Origin of the sequence: Marisediminitalea aggregata (assembly GCF_900129565.1) — a bacterium.
GTDB classification, from domain to species: domain Bacteria; phylum Pseudomonadota; class Gammaproteobacteria; order Enterobacterales; family Alteromonadaceae; genus Alteromonas; species Alteromonas aggregata.
The window spans coordinates 23,475-37,385 of sequence record NZ_FQWD01000007.1; the positions used below are offsets into that span (position 1 = coordinate 23,475).

Sequence of the window (13,911 nt, forward strand, 5' to 3'; positions counted from 1 at the left end):
ACAGCCCCTCAGTGTTGCTGAGGGGCTACCTTAAAACTTAGGCCTGTAAGGCATCAAACTCACGGCGCGCCTTTTCCCTGCTCATGCCATATCTTTCCTGCATTTTGCCGTAAAAGACTTCGAACTTACCTTCCATTTGCTCTACTTCGTCATCGGTGAGCTTACCCCACTTTTCTTTCACTTTACCAGTCAGTTGTGTCCACTTACCTTTAGCAATATCAGTATTCATTGTCCGCTCCTTTATCTAATGAAGTAAAAATGCCTGCAACCGAAACAGAAAACTATTCAGGCATCGCGCAATTGTCTTGCGCTCACAGTAGATAATGCGAAACGCATACCAACCGTATAATTCATTAAAATCATAAACTTACAAAAAAGCGTATTTCAGCACTCTGTATTGTTCTCACAGCCAGTGAAAGAGTTACAAAAAAGCCCGGCGTGACAAATCAGGCCGGGCTGCTTCCAGAACAACGTGTTAGTGCGCAGGCTTTATTTTAAACACCAGGCTATACAGTACGGGCACAAAGACCAGCGTAAGCAAGGTAGCAAAGCCCAGACCAAACATGATCACCACAGCCATGCTGGCAAAGAAGTCATCAAACAACAGCGGTATCATACCTAGGATAGTCGTGATGGCCGCCATACAAACCGGTCTCACCCTACTCAATGTTGCATGAAACAGCGCAGAATACGGCGCTTTGCCCTCTTCCAGTTCAAGTTTCACCTGCTCAACCAGAACAATACCGTTTTTGATGATCATGCCCGACAGGCTTAAAAACCCGAGCAGCGCCATAAAGCCAAACGGTGCGCCGGTCATCAGTAAGCCATAGCTTACGCCAATCAGCGCTAATGGAATACAAGCCCAGATAATCCCCGCTGTTCTGGCTGAGGCAAACAACAATACCGTTGTAATAAACATGATCAGGTAACCCACCGGCAGCGAACCAAAGATAGCCTTTTGCGCTTTCGTCGAGGCTTCAAATTCACCGCCCCACTCCAGCTCATAACCCACCGGAAGTGGAATGGCTTCAATTTCACCGCGAACGCGAGAGAACAACTTAGCTGCGGTTTCACTGCCCAGAATATCGTGATCGGCCATTACCGTAAGCGTACGCTTTCTGTCTCTGCGCATGATAATCGGGTCTTCCCACACCACATCGAACTTACGCACGATTTGGGTAATTGGAATAAACTGTTGTGCCGTCGATGAGAATATCTGCAGATTCTCCAGATTGTCTGCGGTCAGGCGCTCTTCCGGTGGCGGGCGGCTGATAATAGGTAGCAAGTCCGTGCCATCGCGGTACACGCCAATTTGCGCGCCGCTGAAGCTGGTAAGCAACAGGTTATCCAGATCAGCTTTGCTGATACCAACACGACGCGCTGCGGCTTCGTTAAATACCGGGCGAATTACCTTGGTTTGCTGACGCCAGTTGTCACGGATATTGCGTGCACCTGGATCAGACTCCAGCACGCGCTTTGCTTCTGAAGCCAATTGTCGCAACACCTGTGGATCCGGCCCACTAAAGCGCGCTTCGATTTTGGCATCCGTAGACGGACCAATTTCAAGACGCTTTATCTTATAGAACATTTCGCCGTGTTCAGTTTCCATATAATCGCGCAGTTTCGGCAATTGCGCTTCCAGTGACTCACCATCCTGCATTCTGATCACTAGCTGCGCGTAGGTCGGATAGCTTTTTTCCGTTTTATAGGTAAGCATGAAACGCGGCAGCCCCTGCCCCACGGTCGTTGTCACTTCCTCGACGCCATCCTGCTCAAGCATATGGGCTTCGATAATCCCCATTTTTTCCGCATTAACCCGAATGTCGGTGCCGGCTTTATGCCACACGTCAACCAGAAACATCGGCGTAGTTGAAGGCGGGAAAAACGCCTGCTTTACCTGGCCAAACGCAATGACCGCACTGACTAACAGGCCCACCATGGTAACCACAGTCAACACTCGCCAGCGCAACGCGAAACCCAGAATACCGCTAAACACATCGAATATAACGCCTTTGTAGATGTCTTCGCTGTCTTTCAGTTCGCTACTGTCTGCTTTGGCATCGTCTTTAAATAACAAGGTGGCGAAAAAAGGCGTAAGCGTTATCGCCGTGATCCAACTGAGCAATAAACTCACAAACAACACCCAGAATAAGCTACCAGCAAATTCTCCCGTGGCATCGCTGGACAAACCGATAGGCGCAAACGCAATAATAGCAATCACCGTTGCGCCCAGCAGTGGCCACATATTCTGACTCACCACCTGAGCAGCTGCCTCGCGCTTGTTTAAGCCACGTTTCATGGCTATCAGTATCCCTTCGGTTACCACAATGGCATTATCGACCAGCATCCCAAGCGCAATGATCAGCGCCCCTAGCGAAATACGCTGTAGGTTTATATCCATCTGCTGCATGAAGATAAAGGTGCCTAACACGGTCAATAGCAGGATAAGGCCAATTAACAAGCCTGACTTTATGCCCATGAACAACAGCAGTACCACAATAACAATGCCCACCGCTTCGGCCAGGTTTAAAATAAAACCATGTACGGATTTATCAACTTCAACCGGCTGGTTGTAAATGAAGTCGGTATCCATGCCAACAGGACGCATGTATTCCAATGCTTGCATGCGTTGCTGAATACGCTCGCCCACTTCAACAACATTCACCCCGTCGGCGAAGGATATGCCCAGCAATAAAGCCCGATGGCCACCGTAGTGAATTAAATTGTCCGGCACCTCTTCGTAGCCGCGATACACGCGCGCAACATCGCCAAGGTAAATACGCTCAGATGCGCCCGCCTGGCTAATAAGCAGGTTTTCAAGCTCTTCAACAGATTCGAATTCGCCAGTAGGGTTAATGCGAATGTATTCATCGCCAATTTTAACTTTGCCGGCATTCGATACCTGGTTTTGTGTGACCAGCAAAGAACTAATGCGACTTGGACTGATACCCAATGAAACAATTTTTGAACGGGAAATCTCCACAAATACCTGCTCTTCCTGCTCACCTTGTACACTGACTTTGCCTACGCCATCGACTAAAACCAACTCACGCTTCAGAAAATCCACATAATCGTTGATGTCCTTGTACTGGTATCCATCACCTGTAACCGCGATAAGCATGCCGTACACATCGGCAAAATCGTCAATGATCTTGGGCGGGTAAACACCAGACGGCAAAGACGGCGTCAGGTCATTAATTTTGCGACGCATCTCTTCCCAGATACCGCGCAGGTCATCTTTGCGGTAGATGCTTTTCATTTCTACCGTGATCTGCGATTTTCCGGCCGTAGAAATGGACTTGATATTGTCTACGTAAGGCAGTTGTTGAATTGCATTTTCAATGGGGTACGTAACTTCTTCTTCAACCTGGGTAGGCGAAGCACCTGGATATACTGTGATCACCATGGCTTGTTTAATGGTAAATTGCGGGTCTTCCAAACGGCCTAAATTTAAAAATGCAATTAACCCACCTAACAACAGGATAAGCGTAACCATCCAGCTGGACGTCCGGTTGTTAACAAAATAACTGGCTATATTCACGGCTACAGCCCCCGTTCTTTCTGCCAGATTCTGACCGTATCACCGGCGCTAAGACGATGCACACCGGCCGCCACTATTTTTTCTGAAGTGGAAAGCCCACTCACCACCTTGAAGCCCTGATCGGTGATACCGCCTAAGGTGACCGCGCGCTTTTCAAGGGTCATGTCATCCTGGATCACGAACACGTAGCTTTGCTGCGCATTTTCCGCATCAGCAAAAACCGCTGACGACGGTACATTCCAGCCACCGCTTTTCACTTTCATCACTTCGTCGAGTTGCGCTCTCACTGTTGCTGACATGCCCGGGAACACATTAAAACTGTCTGGACGACGCAGTTGAAATACCACTTTGTAGGTGTTGGTAGCCGGATCAGCATCGGCATCATATTCTTTTAACGTAGCGCGAAACACTTCATCGGGATGAGTATCAAAACGTACTTCAGGACTGTAGTTTGCTTCTTTATCCAGGTTCGACAGTAAGTCTTCCGGTATTTGTATGGCCACATCCACTACCGTATTTTTCTGCAGTGAAAAGACCGGCTGTTGCGCGGTAATACTCTCGAAGTTTTCAACAAAACGCTGAGCAACCTGACCGCTAAAAGGCGCGTGTAACTCTGTATAAGCCAGATTCGTCTTCGCTGACTTTAACGCTGCTGCAGCAACCTGCAACTGCGCGTTGGCTTCATCAAATCCAGCTTTAGACGCCAACTGCTTCTCTACCAGTGTCTTTGCGCGATCGTATTGTACTTTCGCTAGGTCGTAATTCGCCTGCGCCTGATCGACCGCTATTTGATAATCAGTGGGATCCAGTTTTGCCAGCAGTTGACCGGTTTCAACCAATTGTCCTGAAGTGACTAGCAACTCAGACAGTTCTCCGGAAACGCGAAACGCCAGTGTTGCATCCTCGCTGGCTTCAACCACGGCGGGAAACTCGCGATAGCCACCGCTGTCCCCCAGTGTCAGTGTGATTGCTTTTACCAATTTGGTTTGGTCGCCTGTGGATTGCGAGACCTCAGCTTGTCCACCGCAGCCTGCCAACACGCTTATCAGTAGTACCAGTGTACTGAACTGAACATGAAATTTTTGAATCACACACATTCTCCTTAAGCTAATGCTGGCAATATACGCCAATCCATACCAAAATAATATTTAATCTATTTTAGCTATATATTAAATTTAATTTATGACCCTGGAACAATTACGGATGTTTGTTACGGTAGCCGATTTGGGCAGTATTGCCCGGGCTGCCGAGCACTTGCACAAAACTCAGCCTGCCATTTCTATTGCTATAAAGCGTTTACAAGACGAATTTAACCTTAGTTTATTGCAAAAAAGCGGGAACCGCCTGCAATTAACCCAAGATGGCATCCGCATGTTGCCACACTGCCGGTACCTGCTGCGCAAACAATCCGATTTAACCGGTCTGGCAGAACACCTGAGTCGTGATCACGAACGCAAGGTCGAGTTGGTATATGATACGATTTGTCAGCAACTTCCGATTTATGATGCGGTAATAAATACACAACGCGCCTACCCTCACACCGAGTTATATTTGAGTTCCGTAGCCAGGCTTGGTGCTCTGCAACGTGTTGTAGACGGTGATGCCGACGTTGCCATTACCCCATGGATGCACAATTTTCACGAGTTAGCGACATTTGAAACTCTGCCGTTTGGCCAATTCGAAGTCGTAGCCGTGATGCATGTTAACTGCCTGAGAAATTTAAACGGCGAGCCTGACCATTCCAGTCACCTGCACGACATTCCACTTTTAATGCCGCAAGCCTTCGATATAGATATCAATATCGAAAAAATGATGGGCGTGGTGCCGGCTTTTACCATTCGTTCAAACGACAGCGACACCCAAAAAGCCCTGCTCATGAAAGGCGCGGGATGGGGTTATATTCCTCGCGATAAGGTTGCCGATGAGTTAGCATCAGGCGAGTTATTTGCGCTCAAATTGAGCGACGTAACCTGCAGCATTCGCGGTGAAATAAGCGCAGTGCGTAAGCTGGGCCAACAATCTGGCCCGGTCAGTGATTTTCTTTGGGAACAATTAAGGCTGCAAACCGAGTCAAAGGGAGAAGGTAGTTAAAATATATTGAGCAACAGTACTATTAGGTCGGTAGTTTTCTGTATGCAGCAGCCATTTTGTAAACCTGCTCAGTTGGTATCTCAACTTTAACGTCCCAGTAAAACCTGTTGTGTAATGGTGTTCAGACAATTTTAAAGAGTAAATGAGGGTTGCTCTTTGTGTAAAGACGGGTGGGTACTTTCAGGCATACTTCCTCTAACACCTGTTTTGCCTCTGAGCCCTCGCACTAGCCTTGAAGCGGATGCTGTGCTCTTTTGCTAGACAAAATTTACAGCCAAATTTGCCGCTGCGTGAATAAATAAGGTAGTTCCAATTGCAATCGACTTTCCATGTCGTCTTATTTGTTTCTGGTAATTGTAAGAGAACAATAAACCACCAAAAGAGGTGTATAACAATATGAAACCAATGTGGCCCTCTTTCACTAAATGAAATGTTGAAAAAGTGAGGGTACTACACAGTATAAAAATGTATTTATTCTCCGTTATCCGCTGGCAAACGGAATAAATAAAGACGCAAAATATTAATGTCTCCAATATTGGGCTGAAAAAGACAAGATATAAAAGATGCACGAAATGCGTTTTTCGTTCTTGCACTAAAAGGCTCGAATAATCTACTGACTCAGCCGTAGTAAAATCCGTGAAAACGAGCATACATAATATGCTTAATTTCATAGACAAGAACGCGAGTAAGGTAAAGTAGAAGACATCTTTTATTAATGTGATTGTTACCCTCTCCACTCTTAGTTCCTCAAAAAGAAGCACTCATCGTTAAGCCGCACAAACATATAGCTATAATCCGGGCTGTGCCCCTCGGAAGCAGTTCGTGTTTACCAATCTCGATAAGAGTGACTAGTAGCCTGCTCCTGTAATGCCCTTATTCAAACTGAGATTGTTTCGCATTTGCAAGCGCTTTTTTGATGTTAATCAGATCAAACTTTTCCACAATTTACTCTTTAGCGACGAGCAGGCGAATAACAGTGAAAACCAGAAGTCTAGTATTTTTAAAAATAACAGGCTGAAACGAAAAACGGCGAGCATCCTGCTCGCCGTTTTCCGAAAGAACTTAAACTTAATTAGTTAATAATTAAGCTAATGCGCCTTTAGCCGCGTCGACTAATGCGCTGAAAGCCGCTTTGTCATGTACTGCGATGTCGGCAAGGATCTTACGATCGATTTCAACAGACGCTTTCTTCAGACCGTTGATGAAACGGCTGTATGACATGCCATTTTGACGAGCCGCAGCGTTGATACGTGCAATCCACAGTTGACGGAATTGACGCTTGCGCTGACGACGGTCGCGATAAGCATATTGACCAGCTTTAGTTACAGCCTGTACCGCTACGCGATAAACGCGTGAACGAGCACCGTAATAACCTTTAGCTTGTTTTAAAACTTTTTTGTGACGTGCACGTGCGATCGTGCCGCGTTTTACTCTAGCCATTATTCAGTCTCCTCAAACTTAAACGTAAGGCAGCATGCGCTGTACTAATTTAGTATCAGAGTCATGAACCAGTTTTTTGCCACGTAAGTGACGTTTACGCTTAGAGCTCTTCTTAGTCAGAATGTGACGTAAGTGAGACTGTTTGCTTTTGAAGCGGCCTGAACCAGTTTTCTTAAAACGTTTGGCAGCACCACTAACAGTTTTCATTTTAGGCATTGCTAAAACTCCGCATTGTTAATATCGGTATGGGGTGTGCAGTCACCTTTCCACCGGTTAATATTTGCAGCAGGGTGTTTTGGGGTGCAGATTCCCAAAAACTTTAAACCACTACTACTTCTTAAGTGGGGCGAGCACCATGATCATCTGACGGCCTTCCACTCTACGAGGGAAAGACTCACAGTTGGCAATGTCTTCCAAATCGCCTTTAACGCGATTCAGCAGCTCAATGCCGATCTCTTGGTGAGCCATTTCACGTCCGCGGAAACGGATCGTAACTTTGGCTTTATCGCCACCTTCCAGAAAGCGACGCAGGTTGCGCAGTTTTACCTGGTAATCGCCTTCATCAGTGCCAGGGCGAAATTTAATCTCCTTGACCTGAATTTGCTTCTGTTTTTTCTTCTGCTCTTTCTGAGCTTTACTTTTTTCAAAGAGGAATTTGCCATAGTCCATAACTTTACAGACTGGCGGCTCAGCATTAGGACTAATCTCAACAAGATCCAAACTGGCTTGCTCGGCGGAGTTGAGTGCTTCGTTAAGCGTTACCACTCCTACCTGACTTCCGTCCGCGCCGATTAAGCGAACTTCTCTTGCCGTAATTTCATCATTAATTCGGGCTTTATCGCCCTGAGCCTTATTGTTAGCGCCTTTAATGTGCTAATCCTCCAACTTCTTTAATCTTCACCTGGTTTAATATATTTAAAAATCTCTTGTAAACCAGACACTTATATTTTTGCTGTAGCCAACGAAAACGCGCGCCACAAATGTAGTGCGCGAGTATACCGTTATTTGATGGTTTTTCCAGCGATTTCTTCGTTCGCCAGGCTAATAAAGGCATCAATTGGCATACTGCCCAGGTCTTCACCCCGGCGAGAACGCACAGCCACCTGACCCGATTCCATCTCTTTGTCACCGACCACCAGCATGTAAGGTACGCGTTTAAGCGTATGTTCACGAATTTTAAAGCCTATCTTCTCATTTCTCAAGTCAGACTTCGCACGGAACCCTTGCGCTTGCAGTTTTTCCACGATTTGCTCGGCGTATTCAGCTTGTTTGTCAGTAATATTCATTACCATCATTTGCTTAGGCGCCAACCAAAGCGGGAAGAAGCCCGCGTATTCTTCAGTAAGAATACCGATGAAACGCTCCAGTGAGCCCAGCACCGCACGGTGAATCATTACCGGTACTTTGCGCTCGCCATCTTCTGCAACGTAAGTCGACCCTAAGCGACCAGGCATTGAGAAGTCAGCCTGAACGGTACCGCACTGCCATGCACGATCCAGACAGTCGTACAGGGTAAACTCAATCTTCGGACCGTAGAACGCACCTTCACCAGGCAAGTACTTGAATTCAATGTCTTTGCTGTTAAGCGCGTCTGCCAGGGCTATTTCTGCCTTGTCCCAAATCTCGTCACTACCTACACGCTTTTCAGGGCGGGTAGACAGTTTTACTTCGATCTTTTCAAAACCAAACGTGCGGTATGCGTCGTAAATCATATCGATACAGCTGCACACTTCATCCAGCATTTGCTCTTCGGTACAGAAGATATGCGCATCATCCTGGGTGAAGCCACGGACGCGCATCAGGCCGTGCAAGGCACCAGAGGGTTCGTTACGGTGACAACAACCAAATTCCGCCATACGCAATGGCAGGTCGCGGTAAGACTTCAACCCCTGGTTAAAGATCTGCACGTGACCCGGGCAGTTCATGGGCTTAATCGCATATTCACGCTTTTCTGATTCCGTCGTGAACATGTTTTCTGCGTACTTGTCCCAGTGCCCGGATTTCTCCCACAGCACACGGTCCATCATCAACGGGCCTTTTACTTCGTCATAGCTGTACTTGCGCAGCATGTTACGTACAAATTTTTCCAGCTCGGTGTAAACCGACCAGCCATCGTTGTGCCAGAACACCATGCCTGGCGCTTCTTCTTGCCAGTGGAACAGATCCAGCGTTTTACCAATTTTACGGTGGTCACGCTTTTCCGCTTCTTCCAGGCGCTGCAAATACGCTTTAAGTTGCTTCTTATCTGCCCACGCTGTGCCGTAGATACGCTGCAACATTTTATTGTCGCTGTTACCACGCCAGTATGCGCCTGCCACTTTCATTAATTTAAAGTGCTGACAGAACTTCATGTTCGGTACGTGAGGACCACGACACATATCGATGTATTCTTCGTGGTGATACAGCCCCGGGAAAGAGTCCTTCGGAATATTCTCGTCGAGGATCTCAATTTTGTAGGTTTCGCCGCGGGCTTCAAACGTATCTCGCGCTTCCTGCCAGCTTACGTTTTTCTTAACCACATCGTAGTTCGTTTTTGCCAGTTCCAGCATACGCTTTTCAAGCTTCTGCAGGTCTTCCTGGGTCAGGCTGTGCTCCATATCGACATCGTAATAGAAACCATTGTCGATAGTCGGCCCAATCGCCATTTTCGCATCAGGCCATAGCTGTTTGATCGCGTGACCAATTAAGTGTGCACAGCTGTGACGGATAATCTCGAGACCATCTTCATCTTTTGCGGTGATGATTTCTAACGCAGCGTCAGACTCAATAACGTCGCACGCGTCAACACGCTCGCCGTTTACACGACCGGCAATGGTCGCTTTTGCCAGACCAGGGCCGATATCGGCGGCAACATCTAATACAGAAACAGGGTTGTCGAAAGTACGCTGACTTCCATCAGGAAGAGTAATAACAGGCATGAATCGTCCTTACAGTGGTGACACCTACTCTGTGCCACTTGTGTTTGTTTTTAGTCATAAAAAAACACCCTGAGAATGGGTGCATGAATGGGGCTACACTCCCCTTTGTGCTCGGATTATAACGTCTAGACTCTTTCATGCAACGACTAAAAGCGAAATAACATTTTGTGTCGGGCTTTTCTGATGTATTGCTGCCATCATCTGCAATTCAGCATGCGTGTAAATTCCCAAAAAATACGGCGGGTAAACTGGCAAAGGCAACAATATCTTCCATACTCAATGTACGTCCTCTGACATCGCATGCAAATGTGGCAATTTATCAGTGAAACCATATCTGAAGTAACCGGTCATTTGTTTGTGTGCCAACATCGACAAGTGCTGCACGGTGGCGACTCTCACCAGAGTGTGATGATTCGCGATGACGCACGCCGGTACTTTGTAAAATACCGCACCATGGAACACGCCAATGACATGGCCCTCGACGCCGAGTCCGATGGGTTAACAGCATTGGCTAACACAGGCTGCATAACAGTACCCGCCGTGATTTGTCATGGCGTCATTGAAGAAAACGGCGCGTTGCATGAATACCTGGTGTTGCAATACTTTAAAATGCACCACGCTAGCAGTACGCTGTGGCAAGCTTGCGGTGAACAACTTGCCACCTTGCATCGGGCGCCCACCACAAACCGCTTCGGCTGGCACCGCAACAACTTCATCGGTCAAAGCCTGCAAATGAATGAATTTGTTTCCAGTTGGGCGCAGTTTTACGCTGAATTTCGTGTAGGTGTGATGCTGGAGCAGCTCGCCGCTAAAGGCCATAAATGGTGCAATATTGACGTGTGCGTTACGCGCATTCATCAGTACCTGCAACACCACCAGCCCCTGCCCTCGCTGGTGCATGGCGATTTGTGGCACGGCAATATCGGGTTTTCTCACCAACAGCCCGTTATATTCGACCCCGCCGTGTACATTGGCGACCGGGAGACAGATATCGCCATGACCGAACTGTTTGGCCGGTTACCACAAGCCTTTTACGACGGTTATCAGGCTACGTGGGCATTAGATCCAGACTACGCATCCCGTCGTAAACTCTATCAGCTTTACCACATACTGAATCATGCCGTATTATTTGGCGGTCAGTACTTAACCACCGCACAACAGGACGTACTTCAGATTTGCCAACAGTTGTAACCCATTACTCCCGAACCACTCTCCCCCTGTCGTGCGTCTTACGCGTGTTGTGTCTGTGCTTATTGCTATGGCTTTCAGGGTGTTCACCACAGAACACTGCAGAGCAACTCGACGATTATCACGCCAGACTATCGCGCACGCTCGATACCACTATGCCTGCGCTTCCATCACGGGCACCACTTTCTTACCCCGCTCGCAACGACCTGCTACTGCAGCCCGAAGGCATCGAAATTGACCTGACCGATTTATACAACATCCAAACCTGTGAACTTGGCAGCCTGGTCGCAGAACGCAATACAGCACTGGGAAAAGTACAGGCTTATTCGGTTCGATTGCGGTATGAATATCAGTTAATTGAGGCGCTTGAGCAGTGTATTGCGTTTTATCAGCAGTCGGGGGAGGACCTGGAAAACCGTGAGGGGCAATTGACCACCATGCAAGAGTGGCTCAAGGTCAAGTCAGCAGACTATGCACTACACTGGAGCAACATGCTGACATTGAGCGACGAAACTAAACAGGCTTTCGGCCGCCCACTGCCCGGCCTGCTTAATGGCCATGACCTGGATATTACAGGCCAGGTGGCCAGCCTGAAGCAATTGAATCAGTACGGTGATGGCAATGCGCTGCAAGACGCGCGACTGGAGACTCACCTGCAACAATTGGCACTGCTGCGTTTGCCTGCCAGTGTCTGGTTTGCGGCACAACAGCTGGCAAATGGACTACCTGTCATTACCCAACAGCTCGACACTTTATTACCTGCACTCACATGTGGACAGGGCCGTCCGGACGACACAGCCACCATTCTTCGCAATGTGTTTTACTTGTCTTTTATTGAAAAAATTCAGCCTATAGGTAGCCGAATCAACGCGTTTCACTACGCATTCGAGCCCATATCACTCAGCTGGCAGCAGTCACCCGTATTACCACCCGCATTTAAAATGTTCCTTGCGGAACAATCACAACAGTTTGCTGAGTATCAGATGGCGATGAAAAATCATGTCACTGTTTGGCAGACGTTTCTGGCGCGCTGCAATATGTCACCCGGAACATAGGTGCCAAACGCTGTTGTAGCTACAACGTGTGCTGAATAGACAAAAATGAGCCAAATCCGATGGTGAACAAGAAGCAGCCCCACAACGAGTGCTCTACCACCACCACCGCAGTAGAGCGGCTTTGCATGTAACGAAAACCAAATACCGCACCGCCAACGGCAGACACGGCTACCGCAATCCAGTTGCCGTAGATTGCATGGGCAAAACCAAATAACAGCGTGCTGGCCCCAAGACGTACATAACGCGAGGGCAAAATTTGCTTATAGCGGTGAAAGAAAAAGGTGCGATAGATAATTTCCTGAGGCACTACCGACAGCAGCGGGTATAACACCAGAGTCATCAGCCACAGCGACGTTTGCTCAGCAGGCCACTGCAAAAACGCATCTGGCAACCACCAGTACACCACGACTGCCGTTAAACATGCCCAGGGAATGAACAGCTTGAACGACGCAAGCAGATGGGGTTTACCATGCTGCCAGTTCCACAACCGAAAGCGTTTGAATGAACTATCGGCCAGCAACAACCATAGGCAGATCGCGCCAACCACAACCAGCGCAGCCATGAGGTAAGGGCCGGCATACTGAATACCAACAAGAAACAACAGAGGAACAAAAATAAACAAAGCAATCAGCTCTGCCCACAACTTACCCGACGACACGATTAATGCAATTCCACGAAAAGATGAATAAACGATGACACTTGTGTGAATTTTACACTACAAATACCACGCTCGCTATTCGGCTTAGGTATGACATGTCAGTCACTGTTTACTTTCAAGCAGCACAGAAACCCAGTAAAAAAACAGTAAATTCAGCAAGTTAAAACATAGCAATTCAAATTAGAAAATACTGATGCTAGCGCCTACGCGGCAGCAGACTTGTGACATCACCTATTATTTTTAAATAAAAATCAGCGCGTTATTGTTGTAAATCGCTGTCTTAAGATATTCTTAAGGAAACCGTGCGAAAATTTGCATTTCAATTTTTACCACATGCTACACGGCATCACATGAATATACTGTTAGTCGAAGATGATCTTGCCCTTGCCCACGCATTAGGAAATTCCTTGCGCAGGCAAAATTACGCGGTAAATACCGTTCATACGGGCAAAACCGCTTTGGCTGCAATAAAACAAGGCGATACCGACATCGTCGTGCTCGACCTTGGTTTGCCCGACATGGATGGGCTACAGGTACTGAAAACACTTCGCCAACAATCAGCTTCGCTGCCTGTGCTCATTTTAACCGCCCGCGACAGTATGGATGACAAAATCTCAGGGCTTGACGGTGGCGCAGATGATTACCTGCCTAAACCCTTTGAGATAGCCGAACTCTTTGCCCGACTCAGGGTACTGGAGCGCCGGCTCGGCAATGTCGCCTCCAGCCGAATTCAGCTCCACGGCGTTGAACTGGACCTTGCCGAGCACTCAGTGACCGTAAACGACGCGCCGGTTGCTTTGCCGCGCAGAGAATTTATGGTGCTGCGGATCCTCATGGAAAATGCCGGTCGGGTGCTGTCGAAACAACAGTTTGAGAACAAGCTCTATGAATGGGGTGATGAAGTAGCGTCAAACACGGTCGAAGTGCATATCAGTAATCTGCGAAAGAAACTGCCTGAGCAGTTCATAAAAACCATCCGTGGTGTGGGTTATACTACCCCGAAAGGGCCATAAGCGCCGT

Annotated in this window: 13 protein-coding genes; 4 read left to right on the forward strand and 9 right to left on the reverse strand. The window is 47.8% G+C overall.

Annotated features, from left to right (window positions below; all coding sequences use genetic code 11):
• Window positions 1-37: 37 nt before the first annotated feature.
• The 3 genes from BUB81_RS18700 to BUB81_RS18710 all read right to left on the reverse strand — a co-directional run bounded on the left by BUB81_RS18700 (window position 38) and on the right by BUB81_RS18710 (window position 4,632).
• Window positions 38-229: a CsbD family protein gene (locus tag BUB81_RS18700; protein WP_073324890.1), complete on the reverse strand. Its 192-nt coding sequence runs from the start codon at window positions 227-229 to the stop codon at window positions 38-40.
• 246 nt (window positions 230-475) lie between these two features.
• The gene (locus BUB81_RS18705; protein WP_073324891.1) at window positions 476-3,541 is read right to left on the reverse strand and encodes an efflux RND transporter permease subunit; all 3,066 of its coding nucleotides are present in this window, start codon (window positions 3,539-3,541) and stop codon (window positions 476-478) included.
• A 2-nt stretch (window positions 3,542-3,543) separates the two neighbouring features.
• Complete coding sequence (locus BUB81_RS18710) at window positions 3,544-4,632, reverse strand: efflux RND transporter periplasmic adaptor subunit (RefSeq protein WP_162359884.1); 1,089 nt, start codon at window positions 4,630-4,632, stop codon at window positions 3,544-3,546.
• Window positions 4,633-4,723: 91 nt separating this feature from the next.
• Between BUB81_RS18710 and BUB81_RS18715 the strand changes: the two genes are divergently transcribed.
• The gene (locus BUB81_RS18715) at window positions 4,724-5,632 is read left to right on the forward strand and encodes a LysR family transcriptional regulator (protein WP_084526725.1); all 909 of its coding nucleotides are present in this window, start codon (window positions 4,724-4,726) and stop codon (window positions 5,630-5,632) included.
• Window positions 5,633-5,889: 257 nt separating this feature from the next.
• Here BUB81_RS18715 and BUB81_RS22550 read toward each other — a convergent pair whose 3' ends face one another.
• The 5 genes from BUB81_RS22550 to thrS form a co-directional block, all read right to left on the reverse strand.
• A complete protein-coding gene (locus BUB81_RS22550) occupies window positions 5,890-6,303 on the reverse strand; it encodes a CPBP family glutamic-type intramembrane protease (protein WP_370166185.1) in 414 nt (137 codons plus the stop codon).
• A 412-nt stretch (window positions 6,304-6,715) separates the two neighbouring features.
• Window positions 6,716-7,072, reverse strand: coding sequence for a 50S ribosomal protein L20 (gene rplT / locus BUB81_RS18730; protein WP_070174515.1), 357 nt, complete (start codon window positions 7,070-7,072; stop codon window positions 6,716-6,718).
• Between the two features lie 18 nt (window positions 7,073-7,090).
• Complete coding sequence (rpmI, locus tag BUB81_RS18735; protein WP_012518091.1) at window positions 7,091-7,288, reverse strand: 50S ribosomal protein L35; 198 nt, start codon at window positions 7,286-7,288, stop codon at window positions 7,091-7,093.
• Between the two features lie 114 nt (window positions 7,289-7,402).
• Window positions 7,403-7,942 carry a translation initiation factor IF-3 gene (gene infC, locus BUB81_RS18740; protein WP_073324896.1) on the reverse strand — a complete coding sequence of 180 codons (540 nt, stop codon included), beginning with the start codon at window positions 7,940-7,942 and terminating at the stop codon, window positions 7,403-7,405.
• A 131-nt stretch (window positions 7,943-8,073) separates the two neighbouring features.
• Window positions 8,074-9,990, reverse strand: coding sequence for a threonine--tRNA ligase (gene thrS / locus BUB81_RS18745; RefSeq protein ID WP_073324897.1), 1,917 nt, complete (start codon window positions 9,988-9,990; stop codon window positions 8,074-8,076).
• A 300-nt stretch (window positions 9,991-10,290) separates the two neighbouring features.
• Here thrS and BUB81_RS18750 point away from each other — a divergent pair, with 300 nt between their 5' ends.
• Together BUB81_RS18750 and BUB81_RS18755 are read left to right on the forward strand one after the other, a co-directional pair.
• Entirely contained in the window at window positions 10,291-11,181 is an 891-nt protein-coding gene (locus tag BUB81_RS18750) for a fructosamine kinase family protein (RefSeq protein WP_084526727.1), read from the forward strand.
• The gene (locus BUB81_RS18755) at window positions 11,166-12,233 is read left to right on the forward strand and encodes a DUF3080 family protein (protein ID WP_139241637.1); all 1,068 of its coding nucleotides are present in this window, start codon (window positions 11,166-11,168) and stop codon (window positions 12,231-12,233) included. Before BUB81_RS18750 ends, BUB81_RS18755 begins: the two co-directional genes overlap by 16 nt.
• 19 nt (window positions 12,234-12,252) lie before the next feature.
• On the opposite strand, the gene BUB81_RS18760 is transcribed toward BUB81_RS18755, so the two are convergent.
• A complete protein-coding gene (locus BUB81_RS18760) occupies window positions 12,253-12,891 on the reverse strand; it encodes a CPBP family intramembrane glutamic endopeptidase (protein WP_245819284.1) in 639 nt (212 codons plus the stop codon).
• Window positions 12,892-13,241: 350 nt separating this feature from the next.
• Here BUB81_RS18760 and BUB81_RS18765 point away from each other — a divergent pair, with 350 nt between their 5' ends.
• On the forward strand, window positions 13,242-13,904 hold the full coding sequence (locus BUB81_RS18765) for a response regulator (RefSeq protein WP_073324900.1): 663 nt from the start codon (window positions 13,242-13,244) through the stop codon (window positions 13,902-13,904).
• Window positions 13,905-13,911 lie beyond the last annotated feature (7 nt).